General features: G+C 63.5%; 18 protein-coding genes. 14 read left to right on the forward strand and 4 right to left on the reverse strand.

Annotated features, from left to right (window positions below; all coding sequences use genetic code 11):
• The first annotated feature begins 253 nt into the window (after positions 1 to 253).
• From Q0X62_RS00830 to Q0X62_RS00840, 3 genes are read left to right on the forward strand one after another with little or no spacing between them, the layout of a single operon-like run.
• Entirely contained in the window at positions 254 to 1,132 is an 879-nt protein-coding gene (locus Q0X62_RS00830; RefSeq protein ID WP_297730584.1) for a peptidylprolyl isomerase, read from the forward strand.
• A gap of 50 nt (positions 1,133 to 1,182) precedes the next feature.
• Positions 1,183 to 1,599: an 8-oxo-dGTP diphosphatase MutT gene (mutT, locus tag Q0X62_RS00835; RefSeq protein ID WP_297730586.1), complete on the forward strand. Its 417-nt coding sequence runs from the start codon at positions 1,183 to 1,185 to the stop codon at positions 1,597 to 1,599.
• The gene (locus Q0X62_RS00840; protein WP_297730588.1) at positions 1,599 to 1,757 is read left to right on the forward strand and encodes a Flp family type IVb pilin; all 159 of its coding nucleotides are present in this window, start codon (positions 1,599 to 1,601) and stop codon (positions 1,755 to 1,757) included. The genes mutT and Q0X62_RS00840 overlap by 1 nt, the downstream gene beginning before the upstream one ends.
• 1,181 nt (positions 1,758 to 2,938) lie before the next feature.
• Here Q0X62_RS00840 and Q0X62_RS00845 read toward each other — a convergent pair.
• Positions 2,939 to 3,856: a methyltransferase domain-containing protein gene (locus tag Q0X62_RS00845; RefSeq protein ID WP_297730590.1), complete on the reverse strand. Its 918-nt coding sequence runs from the start codon at positions 3,854 to 3,856 to the stop codon at positions 2,939 to 2,941.
• Positions 3,857 to 3,921: 65 nt separating this feature from the next.
• Between Q0X62_RS00845 and Q0X62_RS00850 the strand changes: the two genes are divergently transcribed.
• The 4 genes from Q0X62_RS00850 to Q0X62_RS00865 are packed head-to-tail and all read left to right on the forward strand — an operon-like array spanning position 3,922 to position 6,233.
• The gene (locus tag Q0X62_RS00850; protein WP_297730592.1) at positions 3,922 to 4,680 is read left to right on the forward strand and encodes a ComF family protein; all 759 of its coding nucleotides are present in this window, start codon (positions 3,922 to 3,924) and stop codon (positions 4,678 to 4,680) included.
• Between the two features lie 22 nt (positions 4,681 to 4,702).
• Positions 4,703 to 4,960 carry a glutaredoxin 3 gene (gene grxC / locus Q0X62_RS00855; RefSeq protein WP_297730594.1) on the forward strand — a complete coding sequence of 86 codons (258 nt, stop codon included), beginning with the start codon at positions 4,703 to 4,705 and terminating at the stop codon, positions 4,958 to 4,960.
• A 6-nt stretch (positions 4,961 to 4,966) separates the two neighbouring features.
• The gene (locus tag Q0X62_RS00860) at positions 4,967 to 5,785 is read left to right on the forward strand and encodes a carbon-nitrogen hydrolase family protein (RefSeq protein WP_297730596.1); all 819 of its coding nucleotides are present in this window, start codon (positions 4,967 to 4,969) and stop codon (positions 5,783 to 5,785) included.
• A 25-nt stretch (positions 5,786 to 5,810) separates the two neighbouring features.
• Complete coding sequence (locus Q0X62_RS00865) at positions 5,811 to 6,233, forward strand: DUF1178 family protein (protein WP_297730598.1); 423 nt, start codon at positions 5,811 to 5,813, stop codon at positions 6,231 to 6,233.
• A 4-nt stretch (positions 6,234 to 6,237) separates the two neighbouring features.
• Here Q0X62_RS00865 and Q0X62_RS00870 read toward each other — a convergent pair whose 3' ends face one another.
• Together Q0X62_RS00870 and ubiG are read right to left on the reverse strand one after the other, a co-directional pair.
• A complete protein-coding gene (locus tag Q0X62_RS00870; RefSeq protein ID WP_297730600.1) occupies positions 6,238 to 8,256 on the reverse strand; it encodes a methyl-accepting chemotaxis protein in 2,019 nt (672 codons plus the stop codon).
• A 275-nt stretch (positions 8,257 to 8,531) separates the two neighbouring features.
• Positions 8,532 to 9,296 carry a bifunctional 2-polyprenyl-6-hydroxyphenol methylase/3-demethylubiquinol 3-O-methyltransferase UbiG gene (gene ubiG, locus Q0X62_RS00875; RefSeq protein ID WP_297730602.1) on the reverse strand — a complete coding sequence of 255 codons (765 nt, stop codon included), beginning with the start codon at positions 9,294 to 9,296 and terminating at the stop codon, positions 8,532 to 8,534.
• 192 nt (positions 9,297 to 9,488) lie between these two features.
• Here ubiG and Q0X62_RS00880 point away from each other — a divergent pair, with 192 nt between their 5' ends.
• The 6 genes from Q0X62_RS00880 (at position 9,489) to Q0X62_RS00905 (ending at position 16,709) form a co-directional block, all read left to right on the forward strand.
• Positions 9,489 to 10,706, forward strand: a complete 1,218-nt coding sequence (locus Q0X62_RS00880; protein ID WP_297730604.1) for an aspartate kinase — start codon at positions 9,489 to 9,491, stop codon at positions 10,704 to 10,706.
• A gap of 2 nt (positions 10,707 to 10,708) precedes the next feature.
• Entirely contained in the window at positions 10,709 to 13,000 is a 2,292-nt protein-coding gene (ptsP, locus tag Q0X62_RS00885) for a phosphoenolpyruvate--protein phosphotransferase (protein WP_297730606.1), read from the forward strand.
• Positions 13,001 to 13,079: 79 nt separating this feature from the next.
• Positions 13,080 to 13,937: a RodZ domain-containing protein gene (locus tag Q0X62_RS00890; protein WP_297730608.1), complete on the forward strand. Its 858-nt coding sequence runs from the start codon at positions 13,080 to 13,082 to the stop codon at positions 13,935 to 13,937.
• Between the two features lie 154 nt (positions 13,938 to 14,091).
• Positions 14,092 to 15,237 (forward strand): flavodoxin-dependent (E)-4-hydroxy-3-methylbut-2-enyl-diphosphate synthase, encoded by a 1,146-nt coding sequence (gene ispG / locus Q0X62_RS00895; protein WP_297730610.1) that lies wholly within the window; start codon positions 14,092 to 14,094, stop codon positions 15,235 to 15,237.
• Positions 15,238 to 15,267: 30 nt separating this feature from the next.
• Positions 15,268 to 15,627 carry an ArsC/Spx/MgsR family protein gene (locus Q0X62_RS00900; protein WP_297730612.1) on the forward strand — a complete coding sequence of 120 codons (360 nt, stop codon included), beginning with the start codon at positions 15,268 to 15,270 and terminating at the stop codon, positions 15,625 to 15,627.
• 8 nt (positions 15,628 to 15,635) lie between these two features.
• Positions 15,636 to 16,709, forward strand: a complete 1,074-nt coding sequence (locus tag Q0X62_RS00905) for a low specificity L-threonine aldolase (RefSeq protein ID WP_297730614.1) — start codon at positions 15,636 to 15,638, stop codon at positions 16,707 to 16,709.
• On the opposite strand, the gene Q0X62_RS00910 is transcribed toward Q0X62_RS00905, so the two are convergent.
• Positions 16,706 to 17,824: a PDZ domain-containing protein gene (locus Q0X62_RS00910; RefSeq protein ID WP_297730616.1), complete on the reverse strand. Its 1,119-nt coding sequence runs from the start codon at positions 17,822 to 17,824 to the stop codon at positions 16,706 to 16,708. The two genes, Q0X62_RS00905 and Q0X62_RS00910, sit on opposite strands and share 4 nt — an antisense overlap.
• A gap of 69 nt (positions 17,825 to 17,893) precedes the next feature.
• On the opposite strand from Q0X62_RS00910, the gene Q0X62_RS00915 reads away from it, so the two are divergent.
• Positions 17,894 to 18,475 (forward strand): TIGR00730 family Rossman fold protein, encoded by a 582-nt coding sequence (locus Q0X62_RS00915; protein WP_297730618.1) that lies wholly within the window; start codon positions 17,894 to 17,896, stop codon positions 18,473 to 18,475.
• Positions 18,476 to 18,809 lie beyond the last annotated feature (334 nt).

Below are 18,809 nucleotides of genomic sequence, written 5' to 3' on the forward strand. Positions count from 1 at the left end.
TGCGAACTACTGGGCAGCTGGCGTCCGGCGCCCAGGTTTCGTTCCGTTCGCCGGGGACGACAGCATTGCTTTGAAACGTCAGGGTGACTTAAGGATGAGGGGTGTAACTGTCAATCAAGCGGCGCGGCAATCAAGTCCCGCCACTTCAACAGGTGAGGCGCTATAGGTGTCTGTTTTCAGGCTCTTTTGCATTTTTGTGCTGACTGCAACTTGCTTCGCCTGTGGCCCCGAGCCGCGGCGGACGGTGGAGGATTTGTCCGATGAAGCGCCCAACCTGTCCCTCGATGAAGCGGATCCGGTCGTTGCGCGGGTCGACGGTACGCTGATCCGGCGCTCTGATGTCACGCGTGAAGCGACCGCCCAGTCGGCGGAAACCGGTGAGCCGGTGCCGGAAATGGGCAGCGAGGATTTCGATCGTATTCTCGACGAATTGGTTGACCAGCGCCTGCTGGCCCTGGAAGCGCGCCGTCGCGGCCTGCACCAGTCCGAGATTGCCCGCCGCCGTCTGGCGCTGGCCGAGGAGCGCATCCTGGCCAATGTCCTGGTCGAGACTGCGGTGGATGAGGCCGTGCCGGAAGAGACAATCCAGCGCATCTATGAGGAACAGATCCGGCTGATTCCCCTGGGTGAGGAGGTCAGGGCGCGCCATATTCTGGTGCAGACCGAGGATGAGGCGGTCGCCATCAAGGATCTGATCGACCAGGGCCGGGATTTCGCGGAACTTGCCGTTGCCCTCAGTGAGGACCAGGCGACCCGACTGGAGGGCGGGGATCTGGGCTATTTTTCGCGCCAGGGTATCCTGCCAGCCTTCGGAGCGGTGGCCTTTGCGACGCCCGAGGGCGCGGTGTCGGAACCGTTCCGAACCGAGTTCGGGTGGCATTTGCTGACCGTTGTGGATCGGCGCCGGCAGCCTCCGCCCTCGCTGGAGGCGCTGCGCCCGAATATCACACGCTTCTACACCTTCGATCAGATCGAGGCCCTGATTGACGGCTTGCGTACCAATGCGGTCATTGAGCGTCCCGACCTGTCGCTCACGCTTGCCCCGGAGGGGGAGGATGGCGCACTGGACATGTCCGGAGACGAGGCGACTGCGGGCGCTGAAGAAAACCTGAATGCCGACCAGCCTGGCTAGGTGCGTATTAACCGCCTTTCTGCACCCGTCCTTAAGGGAGATGTGGGAATATGACCGCTTGTAGCCCCAAACCGGTGCTCTTCGTTGCCGCCTGTGCCTTGCTGGATGCCGATGGCCGCATCCTCATCGCCAAGCGACCCGAAGGGAAGGCCATGGCGGGGCTTTGGGAATTCCCGGGCGGCAAGATCGAGCCGGGAGAGACACCGGAGCAGGCTGTGGTGCGTGAATTGCGCGAAGAGCTGAGTGTCGAGCCGTGCGAACGGTGTCTGCACCCCTTTGCCTTTGTTTCGCACCCCTATGACGACTTCCACATCGTCATGCCGCTCTTCCTGTGCCGCACCTGGGACGGCTTCCCGCACCCCAATGAAGGCCAGGAACTGGCCTGGGTCCGCAAGGAACGACTGCGCGACTATCAGATGTCCGCCGCGGACATCTCCCTGGCCGCCGAGCTGAGGGATCGTCTGTGATGAAACTTCTTGCCCGTTTCGCCCGCGAACAGAGCGGCGCCACAGCCATCGAGTATGCGATGATTGCGGTTCTTGTCTCGATCATCGGGATCGGTGCGCTGGCGGTCATCGGCCCGGCCGTGATGGACATGTTCACGAACGCGCAGGCGCCGTTCTAGGCGGGCGGCTTCACGATTCTAGATTTGATTGTGGTCTGAGGCGCGTGCCTGTCTTCATATTCGGTGCGGCTCATGGATGGTGCTCAGGAGAAGGTCGCGCCGAAGTCGAAGGGATGTGAATAGCATATTTATTTCGGGATGTTAAGTGCGCTGACCTCTCGCGGTACATGCTGATGCTCGATCGATTTTGTACTTCAGGCTGGCCTATTTTTTGTCTAAGATTAGAGCGCCTTTAACAAAATGAGGGCCCGCGCGCGCCCCCTATTCCTCTGCACGCTATCGATTAAACCGGCTTGCATCGTGGCAATGTGGAAGCACAATGCTTCGCATCTACGGGAGAGCCTATGTCACGAGCCATTCTTGCGTTCACCGCTCTCGGAGCTATCGCTGCAGTGGGTTCATTCTGGTTGGCGCTGGACTGTGGGCGTTGGACCATTGTTTGCAACGTATCTAGCCGGACGGATGACGAAATGTCGCCGCAACCGCAACTCGCCGAACTTGTAGGCCAACACGAAGTCAACTGTCTCGAAGAGCACTATGCTTCGCGGCTTGCGCCTGCGACGGACCATTTCGAGGTTTGTACTGATTTCCCGGACGAACAGCCGCTTCGCTCTAATGTTCGCGTTGGTTACGGCTCTTCGGAGGGCTATGATATGGTGGACCAGTTCCAGTGCCTCAATCCCGACCAGATATCTATCGACCTTGGCCGCTCCCCCACGTTTGCAAGCGTTATCTGTAACTATCCGTGGGAGCTGCAAAGCGCTGATGTCAGGCCTGAGGAGCCGCGCTCTCATGGGGTCATTCGCGTCTACACCGAAGATGGGCGCGTAGCTGAGGACACCCTTGTCGTGAACGGCGAGTATCTATGGCTGAGCCATCTCAACACCTATCCCTATACGCGTCTAATGAGCGTCTCTTACACTACTGACGCCACGGAACTTTGGAAAGAGGTGGGCAACACCCTTGTTCGGTTGCCCGCAGCTCGGCGGGGCCAACGTGCTGGGGTTCTCCAGCTGAGATTTTCGGAGAGTGGGGCTTTCGACAGGATAAGTGCCCCACCTCAATAGGCCTTGCCCTGTTGAGGTGGGCCGAAATGTCGCATGGGAGCAAGCGATTCACTTGGGTGAAGTTGGATTTATTCGAAGTGGCTCACCGTCTAAAATTCAAGCGACGCCAACCCCCTAACCCCCCGCCTTCTCACCCAGCGATTTTTCCTGAACCCCCAACGCATCCGCAAGCCGGTGCGTGGCAGACCCCGGTCGCTTTGGCTTCGGCTGGTCCGGATGCGGGGTCCAGCCGGCGGCGTGGATGATTTCGAAACTGGCGCGGATGCGGCCGTCGGGATCGGCAAAGCGTTCGGCATAGATCTGGCCGGCGCGGGCGAAGAGGGTGCGGGTGGCCGGGGTCCGGGGACGGTCGGCGAGGATGGAGGTTTCGCCCATGCCGCGCAGGTCCGCCATCAGCGCGAAGATATGATCATAGCGCACGGTGACGCGGTCGACATCGGCCACCGGCATGGCAAAGCCCGCGCGCTGGAGCAGGGCGGCCAGGTCGAAAGTCCCGGCCAGCGGCGAGACACGCGCCGCGACACCACCCGTCAGCTCGCTCTCGGCGGCCATCAGGCATTGGCGCAGCTCTGTCAGGGTCGATCCGCCCGGCAGGGCGCAGGCGAAGAAACCGTCCGGCTTGAGGGCGTGATTGATCTGGACCAGGGCGCCCGGCAGGTCATTGGTCCAGTGCAGGCCCCAGGGTGCGAGGACAATGTCCAGGCTCTCACTGGCAAAGGGCAGGGCCTCCTCGTCGAGGGTGAGTGCCGGGCCGGTCAGCTGCGCGGCGATGGAGGGAGCAAGGTCGGCGCGACACAGCCAGCTGACCTTCCCCCGGACCAACGCGCCGGCAGGGGCAGACATCAGACCCGGGCCGCCACCCAGAAGAGCGCCACGGTCGAAATTCCGCGTGATTCCAGCCACCCGGTCACCAATATCCTCGAAAGCCCGTTGCGCGAGGAAGTTGTAATCTGACACACTGCCCGCTGATCGTTTGCGGCGCTGGCGCAGCAATGTGCGGTCGAACAGGGCGGGAGGCGCTTGCGGTGTCATGCAGCGGATATGCCCCCAAGCCCGGGTCAGGAAAAGAGGGGCGCTGCTTAAAAGGGGAGGGCGCGATGGCTTGGCGAGGGCTGAACGGAGCGGGCCGCTACCTGGCGGATCTGGTCTGGCCACCGGTCTGCCCGCTGGCCGGCGACCCGGTCGACCGGGTCGGACATGTCTCGCCCCCGGTCTGGTCGCGCCTGACCTTTCTTGACGCGCCCTGGTGCGATCTGTGTGGCTGGCCCTTTCCCTATCCGGGTGGGGCAGGTGGTAGCGCCGCGGCGATCTGCGCCAATTGTGTCGCCAACCCGCCGCGCTATGACCGGGCCCGGGCGCCGCTGGCCTATGACGAAGCCGCCAGCCCGCTCGTGGTCGGTTTCAAGCATGGCGACCGGCGCGAGATGATCGCGCCCTTTGCCCGCTGGATGGCGCGGGCGGGGGAGGCTTGTCTGGACGGGGCCGACGCGTTGGTCCCCGTGCCCTTGCACTGGCGGCGCCTGGTCTCGCGGCGCTACAACCAGTCGGCCCTGCTCGGGCGAGCCTTGGGTGAACTGACCGGTTTGCCAGTCTGGACCGATAGCCTCTTGCGCCGCCGCGCCACGCCGAGTCAGGCGGGTCTTACAGCCCGCATGAGACGGCGCAATATGGCGGCCGCCTTTCACGTCCCGGACCCCGCGCAGGTCCGCGACCGCCACCTCGTTCTCATCGATGATGTGATCACGACCGGGGCCACGATGTCGGCCTGTGCACGGCAGCTGAAACGGGCCGGTGCCGCCTCGGTGCGTGTTGTGGCATTGTGCCGAGTTGTACGCGAAACCGATCCGACTATCTAAGACGGATCATCTGGAGTGATTCATGGCTGACATAACCATCTATACCCGCCCCATGTGTGGCTATTGCTCGCGCGCGGTTTCGCTGTTGAAGCAGAAGGGCGTCACCTTTGACGAGATCGATGCCGGCTTTGACCAGTCCAAGCGCCAGGAAATGATCCAGCGTTCGAACGGCGGTCGCACCTTCCCGCAGATTTTCATCGGCGACATGCATGTCGGTGGCTGCGACGACCTGATGGCGCTCGAGCGTGGCAACAAGCTCGACGCCTTGCTCAAGGCCTGATCCGGCATGGAAGTCGCCCTCGTCCAGATGCGCTCGGGCATCGACCCGACCGAGAATGTGGCCACGGCCAGCGCGTTGATCCGTGCGGCCGCTGCCGATGGTGCGACCTTTATTGCCACGCCCGAAACCACCCATCTGGTCCAGAAGGATGCCGATGCGGCCTTCGCCGTCATGTGCACGCCGGAGACCGACCCGGCCATACCGGTCTTCGCCGCCCTGGCGAAGGAATTGGGCATCTGGCTCCTGATCGGGTCGCTCGCCGTGCGCATTGCCGAGCGCCGGGCCGCCAATCGCAGCTATCTCTTCTCACCCGCTGGCGAGATCGCCACGACCTATGACAAGGCGCACATGTTCGATGTCGGGCTGGGCCAGGGCGAGACCTATCGCGAGAGCGATAATTACGAGGGCGGCGACCGGTTGGTGGTACAGGATGTCGACGGGGCCCGGCTCGGCCTGTCAATCTGCTATGATATCCGCTTCGCCTATCTCTATCGGCGTTTGGCCCAGGCAGGCGCGCAGATCCTGACCGTCCCCGCCGCCTTCACCAGGCCGACCGGCCGCGCCCATTGGGACGTGCTCTTGAGGGCCCGGGCGATCGAGACGGGGAGTTTTGTCCTCGCACCGGCCCAGGGCGGGCTCCATGCCGATGGCCGCAAGACCTGGGGGCATTCCATCATCATCGGCCCGTGGGGCGAGACCATTGCCGAGCTCGATCACGACAATCCCGGCCTGCTGCGGGCCTCGCTCGATCTGCGCAAGGTCGCCGAGGCCCGCCGTCGTGTGCCGGCGCTGGAGCATGACCGGGCATTGACGGGCCCGCTGTGACGCCGGCTGAGAGACGACCACCCAGATGATCCGCTATTCGCTCCTGTGTGATGCCGACCATGAGTTCGAGGCCTGGTTCTCGAATTCTGACGGCTTTGACGATCAGGCGGCTCGCGGATTGGTCGAATGCCCGCATTGTGGGTCGATGCAGGTTCGCAAGGCGCTGGCCGCGCCGGCCGTGGCGACATCGCGCAAGCGCGAAGCCAGCGCCGCGCATCAAATGGCCGAGATGGCGAACAAGGTGAAGGCGCATATTCGCAAGAATTACGACTATGTCGGAGATGATTTCGCCCGCGAAGCCCGCGCCATCCATGACGGCGACAAGCCCGCGCGCCTGATCTATGGCGAAGCCAGTCTCAACGACACAAAAGCCCTCAGCGAAGACGGCGTACCGGTCACGCCGCTGCCCGATGCCTTCGCGCCGACCCCGCCGAAAAAGGCGAACTGACCGCTCAATTTCCTTTGCCGGCCGACGCTTGGTCGAGTGTCCCTTTCAACAGGCGAATGCCGGCTTGGCCATCCCGCTTCCAGGCAATTTCGCCCAGCACGACCTGGCCCTGGTATTCAACCTGTACGGTTTCTCCTAGCTCGCCCACCTGATCACCGGTCACGCCCAGGCCACCGGTGGAGATATCCCGGACACGGACGCTGGAAGACCCTAGCTCGCGGCGGGTATGGGCCGCTTCATTCGGGACGGGTCGGCGTACATGGGAGCGGGCATCGGCAAGCGAGAGTTCGGAATCGAGCGCGTTGGCCAGCGCATCGAGCCCCGCCAGGACGTCCCGGCTGGCCTTGTCGAGGTCCCCGAGCATCGCAAAGGCGCGGCGGTGCTCGCCAGCGGCTTGCGCTTCCAGGATGCGCTTGCCGATGGCGTGCACGTCCTGGTGAGGCGCGACGAGGCTGTTGAAGGCAGGGTGATTGCGGATCTCGGGAATCTGGATGCCATCATGCCATTTCCCGAGTCTGCATCCATGGTGATCCGGCAGATCCGCGGCGCTGCCTTCGGCGCGGCCGGACAGAATGTCCAGAATCCGCTTTTTGAACATGACATGGTCAATCTTGGCCATTTGGACGAGAGAGCGGTGTGAGTCGGATCGGAACCAGTCGCGCGCATTGGCGAGAAAGTTGTCATTGCTCTGCTGCAGGGATGCATTCATCTGCGCCAGGCTTTCCTGATTCTGGGAAGCGTGGTCGGCGACGCCGGTGATATTCGAGGAAATCTCCGCGGTGGTTTCGGTCTGCTGGGTCAGGATTGACGAGATCTCCTGCATGCGTGTGGAGACATCGGACACCTGGTCGCCAACCGAGCGGATCAGGGTATTTGCGCCGGCAATGGTGGTTTGTCCCCGTTCGACCGCGTCGCGGGACTCGGTCAGGCTCGATTCGATGATCTGCATGCCGTTCTTGAGCGCAGAAATCCGACTTGAAATATCCTCCGTCGCCTTCGCCGCCTGATTGGCGAGGCTCTTCACTTCCGAGGCAACGACCGCGAAGCCCTTGCCGGCTTCACCGGCGCGGGCGGCCTCGATGGTGGCGTTGAGGGCAAGGAGGTTCGTCTGGTCCGCGATTGTCTGGATCACGGCCAGGAAGCCGCTGATCTGCTCCGACGCCGCGTTCAGTTCAGACAGGCTCTGGGTGCTGGTTTCCGCCGTCCGGGCAATCTCTGTGATCGACGCGGCAACGCTGTCCATCGCGTCAATGCTCTCGGACACCGAGGCATTGGTGTCATTGGCCCGGGCTGTCGCTGCGTTCGAGTTCTCCGCAATCTGCTCGACCGAAGTCAGCAATTCCTCCGCGGCGGCCGAGATGGACTGGCTGTTGGTGCTGGCCTCGTCTGTCGCCGACTGCATGACCGCCATATTGAGCGTCAGTTCATTGATTGAGGCGATGGTCTCGGCGACGCTGCGCAAGCTGTGAAGATGATTGTCGCGCTCTCGAGACTCCTCGACGCGGCGGCGGATCCCGTTCTCATACCCTTCCTGGGCCGCACAAATGTCGAGAAAGGCGCGCGATACCAGGGCGGTCACAAGGCGTTCCGCTTTGCGCGGGTTGCGCCGATGCTTGGCGAAAAGGCTCGGGATGGCGCCGGCGAGGACACGTCCATAGGCGGCAATATTCCAATGCGAGGGTAGACCGATCCGCACGTGGGCTTCGGCGATCCGGATGGAGCGACCCTGGAAGGCTATGCCCGGTCTCTGGGTCATCAGGGCTTTCCAGTGCGCTGTTTGGCGCGCCTGCAGGGATTTGGTCTGATCGTGGCGATCGCCATAGATCGCACGCAGGTCGCGGTCGCGGTCCAGTGCAGCATAGAAATCGTCAAGGATGGCCGGGAGCTCACCTTCAAGGCCTGACCAAGCATCCGCTGCATCCTGTTCCGACACCGGTGTCGGCTCGAGAAAATTCAACAGGCGGTCAAGCAGGTCGGCGGACGCGTCGGTTGAGGCTGCGGCGGTTTGCGGGATTGCGGTCATGGGGCGCTCTTCAGGTTCGTTACAGGCCCGCAATTTGATAAACGGGAGTTTTCCAAAACCTTAAAAACTTTGACGGTAACAGCATGTGACGGCCAAACCGGTGACAAAGGCTTCACTGTCCTGGTCACCCGTGTTTTCAGCCCAATCAAGGCCGTTACAGACCGGTCGTCAAAGTGCGCGCGCTGAAATGTCTCACCTGAACCCGGCGAGAACCGCACTTCCTGGCCGGGACATGTGTGCGGCGACGGGACTGTAAGCGGCCGCCGTCGCTTGAGTCAGCCTGCCGGCTTCTCCGCCACCATCATGTAGTTCACCGCTGTGTCCTCGCCGAGCGAGAACTGGTCGGTGAGCGGGTTGTAGCTGACGCCGACCGGTGGCTGCAGGCTCATTCCGCCTTCCTTGAGCGCGGCGCGGATCTGGGTCGGTTTGACCAGTTTGTGGAAGCGGTGCGTGCCCTTGGGCAGCCAGCCCATCACCCATTCCGCGCCGACAATGGCCAGTGCGAAGGCTTTCGAGGTCCGGTTGATGGTGGCACAGATCATCAGCCCGCCCGGCTTCACCAGGCTGGCGCAATCAACCAGGAAGGTGTGCGGGTTGGCGACATGCTCCATGACTTCCAGATTGAGCACGACATCGAAAGGCGCTTCGCCATTCTCGATCAATTGCTCGGCGACACCGTGGCGATAGTCGATGTCGAGACCTTGCTCGCCGGCATGGACGCTGGCCGTCTTCACATTGGCTTCGGCCGCGTCGACGCCGGTCACGCTCGCTCCCAGCCGCGCCATGGGCTCGCAAACCAGGCCGCCGCCGCAGCCGATATCGAGAATGCGCAGGCCTGCCAGCGGCGTGTCGCCGGTGAGGCCGAAATGCTGACAGATCGTGTCGCGAATAAAGCCGAGCCGGATCGGGTTGAACTTGTGCAGGGGCTTGAACTTGCTGTCCGGGTCCCACCATTCGGCGGCGATACGGGAGAATTTCTCGACCTCTTCCGGGTCGATCGAGGGCCGGTTCAGCGTGTCGGGCGCGGCGGCGCTGGTCATGCGTTTCTCCTCGCGGGTGAATCCGCGTCTGATTGCGTTCAGGCGTTGCGTGCGGTGCGCTTCGCGCTTACCTAACCGCCAGCGCGGCGCCCCGCTTGAGCCTTAATATGGCCCTGTCGGTGCGTCTAATCGAGCCCGGTGCGACGTTATGGTCGCAGCGGACTTGTTGGGGAAGCGCGAGGGACAGATGGCATGACGCGTGTCGTGGCGAAATTTGGTGGCACCTCGGTCGGGTCGGTCGAGCGTATCCGGCATGCGGCCGGCCTGGTGGCCGCCGCCGCCGCGAAGGGCGAGGTGATGACGGTTGTGGTCTCGGCCATGGCCGGCGAAACCGACCGTATTCTCGGCCTCGCCGATGCTTTTGGATCCGGTCTGGGGGATCGCGAGGCCGATGTGGCCCTGGCCGCGGGCGAGCAGGTTTCCTCCGCCCTGATGGCGCTGGCCCTGCGCGAGTGCGGCCTGAATGCCCAATCCTTTCTCGGCTGGCAACTGCCGGTGATCACCGACGGTCCGCCCGGCGCCTCACGTATTGCCGGCATGGATGCGACGGTCCTCGAGGCGGCCATCGAGGCGGGAATCATCCCGGTAGTGGCCGGCTTCCAGGGCATTACCGAGGCGGGTGACGTGCGCACGCTGGGGCGGGGCGGGACGGACCTGTCAGCCGCGGCAGTCGCGGCAGCCTTGAAGGCGCGGTGTGATATCTACACCGATGTCGACGGGGTCTATACAACCGACCCCCGCATCGAACCCGGCGCGAAACGTCTCGATGCGATCAGTCATGACGAGATGCTGGAACTGGCGGCCCAGGGCGCCAAGGTCCTGCAGACACGCTCGGTCGAATTTGCCAAGGCGCGCGCGGTGCCGATGCGCGTGCTATCCTCCTTCCTGAATTCCGGCGACAGCCTTGGCACGGATGTCGTCGCTGAAAGCGATATTGCCGAGCGGCGGCTGGTGTCCGGTGTCGCCTATGCCCGTGACCAGGCCCGGATCGCGCTGCACGGCGCCTCCAACCGCTCTGATATGGCGGCGCGGTGTTTCGCGCGCCTCGCCGAGGCGGATGTCGGTGTTGACATGATCGTTCAGGCCCATGCCCGCCAGCCCGGCATGGTCACGCTCGAGTTCTCGGTCGCGCATCGCGACCTCGATCGCGCCCAGGCCGTGCTCGAGAACGCCGTCGAAGGTGTGCGCGTCTCGGCCGAGACCGGTCTGGCGAAGGTTTCCGTGGTCGGCGCCGGCCTGCGTCAGCGTGCCGATGTCGCCCGCTCCCTGTTTGCGGTGCTGGGCGAGCAAGACATCGCTGTGAAGGTCCTCGCCACCTCCGAGATCAAGATTTCGGCCTTGATCGAGAATGATGCCGTGGAACGCGCAGTCCGGGCCTTGCACGCGGCGTATGGATTGGATCAGGTGTAGGCATGGAAGACATGACGACCAAACCGGCTCGCGATCCGCGCAACCTTCTCAAGCGTATGCGCCAGCTCATGGCGGTGCAGGAGAATGCCCAGGCGCGCCTTGATCACCTCACCGCCATGATCGCGGAAGAGGCGGGTTGGGACGTCTGCTCGATCTATCTCGCCCGTCCGTCCAATGCGCTGGAGCTTTGTGCCACCTTCGGCCTCAAGCGCGAGGCGGTGCACACGGTCCGCCTGCGACCGGGCGAGGGCCTGGTCGGCCTGGTGGCACGTCGGGCGCGACCGCTGGCAACGTCGAATGCGCGGGCCCACGCGGCCTTCTCCTACAAGCCGGAAACCGGGGAGGAGCCCTTCGACACATTTGTCGGGGTGCCCATCCTGCGCGGTGGCCGCATGGTCGGTGTCCTCACCGCCCAGACCTCGGTCGAGCGCCAGGTCGCCGGGGACGAGATCGAGACTCTGCAAACCGTGGCCATGGTTCTGGCCGAGATTGTCGCCTCCGGTGACATTGTCGATTCCGAGGAAATGGCGGGGCTGGATGTGCGCCAGTCGCGTCCGGAACGCTTCCAGGGCGGGGCCTATTCCGGTGGGGTGGCCAGTGGCGTTGCCGTCCTGTTCGAGCCACATGTTGAATCGACCCGCCTGATCGCCGACGATCCGTCGCGTGAGGAAGAGCGTCTGGATGCGGCCATCAATTCGCTGCGCGCATCGATCGACGAAATGCTCGAAGGCGGACGGGTGCCCTTTGGTGGCCCGACCCGTGATGTGCTGCAAGCCTATCGCATGTTCGCGCATGATCGCGGTTGGCTGGAGCGCCTGCTTGAAGCCGTCCGCCGCGGCCTGACGGCGGAAGCCGCGGTTGAACGGGTGCGGAACGAGAACCGGGCCCGCTTGATGAAGGCGTCCGATCCGCTCTTCCGCGAGCGCCTGCATGATCTCGAGGACCTGGCCAATCGACTTTTGCGTCATCTCGATGGCAGCGGGGCGGCGCTGGAATTGCCTGATAATGCGATCATCATCGCGCGCAATATCGGCCCGGCCGAACTGCTCGATTTTGACCGTACGAAGCTGAAGGGCATCGCCCTGGAAGAAGGCTCGGCCTCGTCCCACGCGGCCATCGTCGCCAAGGCGCTGGGCATTCCCCTTGTTGGGCGCCTCGAAGGTGCGCTGGACCGGGCGGAAAACGGAGATCCGGTGATCCTGGATGGTGAGTTCGGTATCCTGCATATCCGGCCACAGCCCGATGTTGTCGAGACCTATGAAGTCCGCGTCGCGGCCTTGTCCGAGCGGCGGCAGTCCTATGCCGAATTGCGGGGTCCGTCAGTCACCGCTGACGGTCAGCGGATCGGCCTGCACATGAATGCCGGTCTCCTGATCGAGCTGACCGCTCTGGAGGAAACCGGCGCTGACGGGGTTGGCCTTTTTCGCACCGAATTCCAATTCATGGTCGCCGAGACCCTGCCGCGGCTGTCAGCCCAGGCCACAGTCTACAAATCAGTGCTGGATGCGGCGGGCGACAAGCCGGTCATTTTCCGCACGCTCGATCTTGGCGGTGACAAGGTCGCGCCGTTCGCGCCATCGACCATCGAGCCCAATCCGGCACTGGGCTGGCGCGCGATCCGGATGGGCCTCGATCGCCCCGGCCTGCTTCGCTACCAATTGCGCGCGTTGATCCTGGCCGCGGCCGGGCGCCCGCTCAACGTCATGTTTCCGATGATTGCCGCGCCCTGGGAGGCGCGAGCGGCGCGTGAAATGCTCGACCGCGAGTTGCGTCATGCCCGTCAGGCCGGGCATGAAATGCCGTCAGACGTGCGATGCGGTATCATGCTGGAAACGCCGGGCATGGCCTGGGCGCTGCAGCACGCGATCGACGACGTCGATTTCGTATCGGTCGGTGCGAATGACCTGATGCAGTATTTCTACGCCGCAGATCGCCAGAATACGCGTGTATCGGAACGATACGATGTGCTCGCTCCGGCTGCCCTGGACCTGCTCAAACATGTCCGCGATCTGTGTGCGAAACACGATACGCCGATCTCTGTTTGTGGTGAAATTGCCGCCAAGCCGCTGGAGGCTGCTGTGCTGATCGGGCTTGGTTATCAAAGTCTTTCCATGGCCTCGGGCAATATCGGCCCGATCAAGAAACTGGTGTCCGGACTGGATGCTGGAAAACTTGGCACCTGGCTTGCGAACCACCTTCAACAACCCGTGGACAGTCTGCGTCCCCTCCTCATCGAGGCGGGAGAAAATGCCGGATTGCCTCGCGAGGCCATTGAAAGTGGACGAGGGATTTGATCTTATAAGAAAGCGTTAAGGAAATTCTTTCCAGACGCGTTTGTGAGTGACGATCGCTCCGGCAAGGATGAGCGGCGGTATGGTGATGGTGAGTCAGACGCCCAGTGCGGACTTCGTGCCCGTTGATGCAGTCTATTCCGACGACGGTGTTGGATACGTACACCTGTCGGCTGGCGAACGCCTCCGAGACGCCCGGCACAAACTCAATCTGACCCTGCAACAGGCTGCCGAACGTACCCGCGTGCGTGCCGATTATCTCGAAGCCCTGGAAACCATGGACCCGCGCGGCCTGCCGGCCCGGGCTTATGCCATCGGCTATTTGCGTACCTACGCCAATTTTCTCAGCCTCGATGCCGGCGGCGTGGTCGACCAGTTCAAGCGCGAAGTGGATACCGAAACCGGGCGCGCACAGCCCAGCGCCGCTGCCAAGACGCGGGATCCGATCAAACTGCCGCGCGGGGCTTTCGGGGCGCTCCTTATCCTCGCTGCCGTTGCGGGTGCCGCCTGGTGGTATTCCGAGGAATTCGCGGGTGGCTCGGCCTTGACCAACATGCCGTCTCCGCCGGACGCCGCGCCGGACTGGGCGCGGCCGGATTTCGAGACCGGGCGCGTGGCCGTCAGCGTTGATGAAATCTGGTCCGGCTTGCCGCTCGGCGAAGCGGCGGCCGCATCCGGGCAGGTCGTGATGCGAGCGGTCTTGCCGACCTGGCTGGAAGTGCGCGATGCCTCCGGCCGTATCCTGTTCTCGCGTGAACTCGCTGTCGGCGAGGTCTACAGGGCGCTCGAGCCGGGCCTGACGGTTTCGGCCGCCAATGCCGGAGCGATCGAATTAATGCGCGATGGCGAAGCTGTTGGCTTGCTGGGTGATGCCGGTATGGCGGTTGAAAACCTGCCGGTCATGGCCGAGGCCGATACTGCGGACATACAACCTCAATAACAGGCACGCCGCCCCGGGCTGCGTGGCAGTCCGTCGCAGTCGCCAGCCGCAGTAAAATGCCGCACCCCCGGTCGCATGCCGGGCACAATGACGCTATATCCAGCACAGGTCCCGGATCGTCGCCCCGCGACGTATCCGACAAGGGAGAGTGTTGATGTCACAATCCAGCGCTGATCCGCGCTCGGTCCGTCCCTGGCGGATGATCGAGCGCCGCAAGAGCCGCACCATCAAGGTCGGACCGCTCGAGGTCGGCGGCGATGCCCCGATCAGCGTCCAGACCATGACCAATACACCCACCTCTGATGCCGGCGCGACGATTGACCAGATCCGGCGCTGTGAAGAGGCGGGCGTTGATCTGGTCCGCGTTTCCTGCCCGGATGAGGACTCGACCGCGGCTTTCAGGACGATTGCCAAAGCGGCGAATGTGCCGCTGATCGCGGATATCCATTTCCACTACAAGCGCGGCATCGAAGCGGCCGAGGCCGGGGCGGCCTGCCTGCGGATCAATCCGGGCAATATCGGCTCGATGGAGCGGGTGAAGGATGTCGTCCAGGCGGCGCGTGATCACGGCTGTGCCATCCGCATCGGGGTCAATGCCGGTTCGCTGGAACGCCATCTGCTGGAGAAATACGGTGAGCCCTGTCCCGAGGCGATGGTGGAAAGCGCCCTCGATCATGCCCGTATCCTCGATGACCTCGATTTCCGCGACTACAAGATTTCGGTGAAGGCGTCGGACGCCTTCCTGACTGTCGCGGCCTATCAGGCCCTGTCCGAGGCCACGGATGCACCGCTCCATCTCGGCGTGACCGAGGCGGGCGGGACACGGATCGGCACGGTCAAATCCTCCATCGGGATCGGTTCGCTCCTGTGGGCCGGGATTGGCGACACGATCCGTGTCTCGCTCTCCGCCGAGCCGGAGGAAGAGGTGAAGGTCGGCTTCGACATTCTCAAATCACTGGGCCTGCGGACCCGGGGCGTCAATATCATCGCCTGCCCGTCCTGTGCCCGTCAGGGCTTCGACGTGATCCGTACGGTCGAGACGCTGGAGAGCCGGCTGGCGCATATTTCCGAACCGATCTCGCTGTCGATCATCGGCTGCGTGGTCAACGGACCCGGCGAAGCCTTGATGACCGATCTGGGCTTCACCGGCGGCGGGGCGGGGCGTGGCAAGATGTATGTCTCTGGTCGGCCCGACCACAATGTCTCCAATGAGGAAATGGTCGAGCATATCGTGGAAATGGTCGAAGCCCGCGCCGCCGAGCTGCGGGCTGATCGTGACAGGATTGAAGCCGCCGAGTAGTCAGAATTGAAAGCGTATGGGGAGAGTTTCGTGGCAGGATTGACGGTTTATGGCCTGAAGAATTGCGATAGCTGCAAGAAGGCCATGAAAGCTCTGGATGAAGCCGGCCTGGCTCATCGCTTTGTCGATATCCGCGAGGAGGTGGACCGGGTCGTCAAGGTTCCCGACTGGCTCGATGCAGTCGGCGCCAAGGCGCTGGTCAATACGCGCTCGACGACCTGGCGCAACATGTCGGACGAGGATCGCGCCATCGCCGAGGATGACCCGGCCGGTGTGCTGATTGCTCATCCGACCCTCATCAAACGTCCTGTTATCGAGGCCGGTACTGTCGTATCAGTCGGCTGGAGTGCGAGCACGCTTGCCAGTTTGACGGCCAGTGCCGCGGAATGAATGCGGCGTTGAAAGCGCGCTGCGATCTCGATCTCGGCTTTCCCTTCCACAATGATGGCGAGCCCGCTGACCGCCTGGAGCGGGTGGCGGCCTTCATGCGGCGGGCAAACCTGGGTGAGGAAGCCTATCTGACCGGCGACAGCGTCGGTCGTCTGGAATCGCGCATTGCCGAATTGTTCGGCAAACCGGCGGCGGTCTGGTTCCCGTCGGGTACCATGGCCCAGGGCGTTGCGGCGCGGATCCATTGCGCCGCGGCCGGCGACACACGCCTGGGCCTTCACCCGACCTCACACCTCGCCCTGCATGAAGAAGACGGTCACATCCATCTGCACGGGCTGGAACCGGTGATGTGCGGAGACTGGTCGCGCGCGATGCGGCCCGATGACCTGCCGGAACGCGCGGGTTGTACGTTTGTCGAGCTGCCGCAACGGCATAATGGCGGCGCCGTGCCGGACTGGGAGACGCTGGTCGCGGTCAAGGCGCGCGCTGCCGAGCTCGGTCAGGCGCTTCACATGGATGGCGCCCGCATCTGGAGCCTGCCCTCGGCCTGGCCCGGTCATGACTGGCCGGAAATCTGCGATGGTTTCGCCTCGGTCTATGCGTCTTTCTACAAGGATCTGGGCGCGTCCGGCGGGGCCATTCTGGCCGGTGAGGACGACTTCGTGGCCGAGGCGCGGCTCTGGCTGGCGCGTATGGGCGGACGCCTGGTCTCGGCCTGGCCGATGGTGCCGGACGCCTTGCGCGTGCTCGAGGAACGGCTCGACAAGATGCCCGCTTTTGTGGCCCGGGCCCGCGAGATCGCGGCCGGTGTCGGTGCGGTGAAAGGGCTGACGATCACGCCGCAAACACCGCCTGTGAACATGATGCATGTCCGTCTCGATTGCGATGTGGCGACCGCCGAGGCGGCCCGTGACGCGGCGGCGGAGGCGACCGGCGTCTGGCTGGGCAATCGCTTCTGGCATTTCGAGTGCGACCCGGTGCCGGCGCTCGAGATCACGGTCGGCGAACGCCTCCTGGCCGCCGACCCGGCCCGCATCATCGCCGCAATCCGGGCGATGGGCGCGCATCTGGCCAAGGCCTAGTCGACCAGCGGATAGAGGTTCAGCGTCAGCGCCAGCGCTTCGCCGTCCCGGATCAGATCCAGATCGAGAGTTTCCGGCGGCCCGGTGTCCAGGTCGCAGGACCGCTCGCGCATCTCCGCGCCATTGAAATGTGTGATGAAGTCGCCGATCTCTACGCCTGCGTCGAAAGCCGGTGAATTGGCAATCACCGCGGCCACGCGCATGCCGTCATTTTCCGGCACCAGGACCAGGCCATGGGTGACCAGCGGTTCAAAGGTGATCGGGACCTCCGGCGCATTGCGCTCAATGAGAACCCGTTCATTGCGCTGATCGAAGGTCCAGTTGAAATGGCGCAGCGCCTGACCGCCCAGGATTTCGGTGCCGGGCGTTGACTGGATGACCGGCTGGACCAGGACATTCGGTCCGATCATGGCATTGGTGTTGAGCCGGGCCGACGATCGACGTTCAATCTCCGAAAATCGTACGGCGGCGCCGGTGGCGCGCGGCGGCACCACCGTGTCATAGCGTTCGATATCGCGCAGGATGATGGGGCTGAGCGCGGCGCCGCTGTCGATCAGGAGGCGACGTGTGCCGCGACCGGGAAAACGGACCTGGATCCAGGGGCGAATATCCGGCCCGTTGGCCCGGAACACCGTTTCGCCGTTCGGGCTCGGCAATTCCCCGTTCACCACCCGCATTTCGCCAGCGGCATAATCGAGCGTCAAAAGGACGTCCTCGAAAGCGTCGAACTCCAGAATGCCATCAATCTCGCGACCCAGGGCGATGGAGAGATGATCAAGATCACGGACCCGGGCCCGCAGACCGGTCAGGCGCAGCGGGCCCGTGGTCGTGGTCCCGAAATTGGCGCGAACCCCGCTGTCCAGCCGTCGCCCGGAGACGCGTTCGATACTGTCCGGATCGACATAACTCGATGCGGCGCCCGTGTCGTAGAGGAACCAGAGCGTCCGGTCCGATTCCATTTCCCCGTCGCGAACTTCCAGCGTGACCGGCACGAAGAAATAGCCACGGCAGACCTCGGCAGGCAGCACGACGGGCGCGTCAATCTGTGCCGCCGCGGGCGCAAGCATCTTGCCCGCCGCCAGCAGCGCGACTATCAGGATCGCGACCTGTTTCATGCTTGTCTCCAAACCGGTTTGACGCAGGATACGACAGCCTGCCGCCTTTCCAAGACCAACGGGTCCAAAATGAAGTCCATCTGCGTGTATTGCGGCTCCAATGCGGGCCAGGATCCAGCCTTTCTCGAAGTGGCTGACCGGCTTGGCCAGATCATGGCGCTACGCGGTATCGAGCTCGTCTATGGCGGTGGACGTGTGGGTTTGATGGGCCGTATCGCCGACGCGACCCTGGCCGCGGGTGGACGGGTTGTCGGCGTGATTCCGGAATTTCTCGCCCTCAAGGAAATCGCCCACATGGAGCTGACGACGCTGCATGTCGTCAAATCCATGCATGCCCGCAAGGCCAAGATGGAGCAGTTGTCGGAGGGCTTTATCGCCATGCCCGGCGGCATTGGCACGATGGAAGAGATGTTCGAGATCTGGACCTGGGCCCAGCTCGGTCAGCACCGCCATCCGGTCGGCCTGCTCAACGTCAATGGCTATTATGACGAGCTGGTCGCCTTCCTCGACAAGATGACGGAACAGGGCTTCCTCGCGCCGGAGCATCGTGGCGCGCTGATCGTCGCCGACCGTCCGACCAAGCTTCTGGACGCTTTCGAGGCCTACAAACCGCCGCCCGCTGATGTCCGCATCAAGACCGGCCAGACCTGAAATAATGGGGACAGGTATAATTAACGCGCCTCGGATGTGCCGGGCGCGACCGGGCGGCGCGTTAATTATACCTGTCCCCCGCTCAGCACAGACTTGAGTCAGCAACCGCCCCGCCCGGATTGAAAGGCGCGTGAGCGCCAGATCGGAAAACCCCAACGCGGGCAGGGCGGCGAGCTGACATGGCTTCACCTCATATCTGTTGACGGAAAGGGTGACGCGCCCATTCGCGCCATGACGATTTCGCCTGGCGGTGTGGGCCGTAGAGGGGTGCGAGGTGCCTTGCCGGTGCCTTGCTATGGAATTTGTGTAGGTGGCGCCGGGGGCACCTCGCACA

Source organism: uncultured Maricaulis sp., assembly GCF_947259345.1.
In the GTDB taxonomy this organism is placed as follows: Bacteria; Pseudomonadota; Alphaproteobacteria; order Caulobacterales; family Maricaulaceae; genus Maricaulis.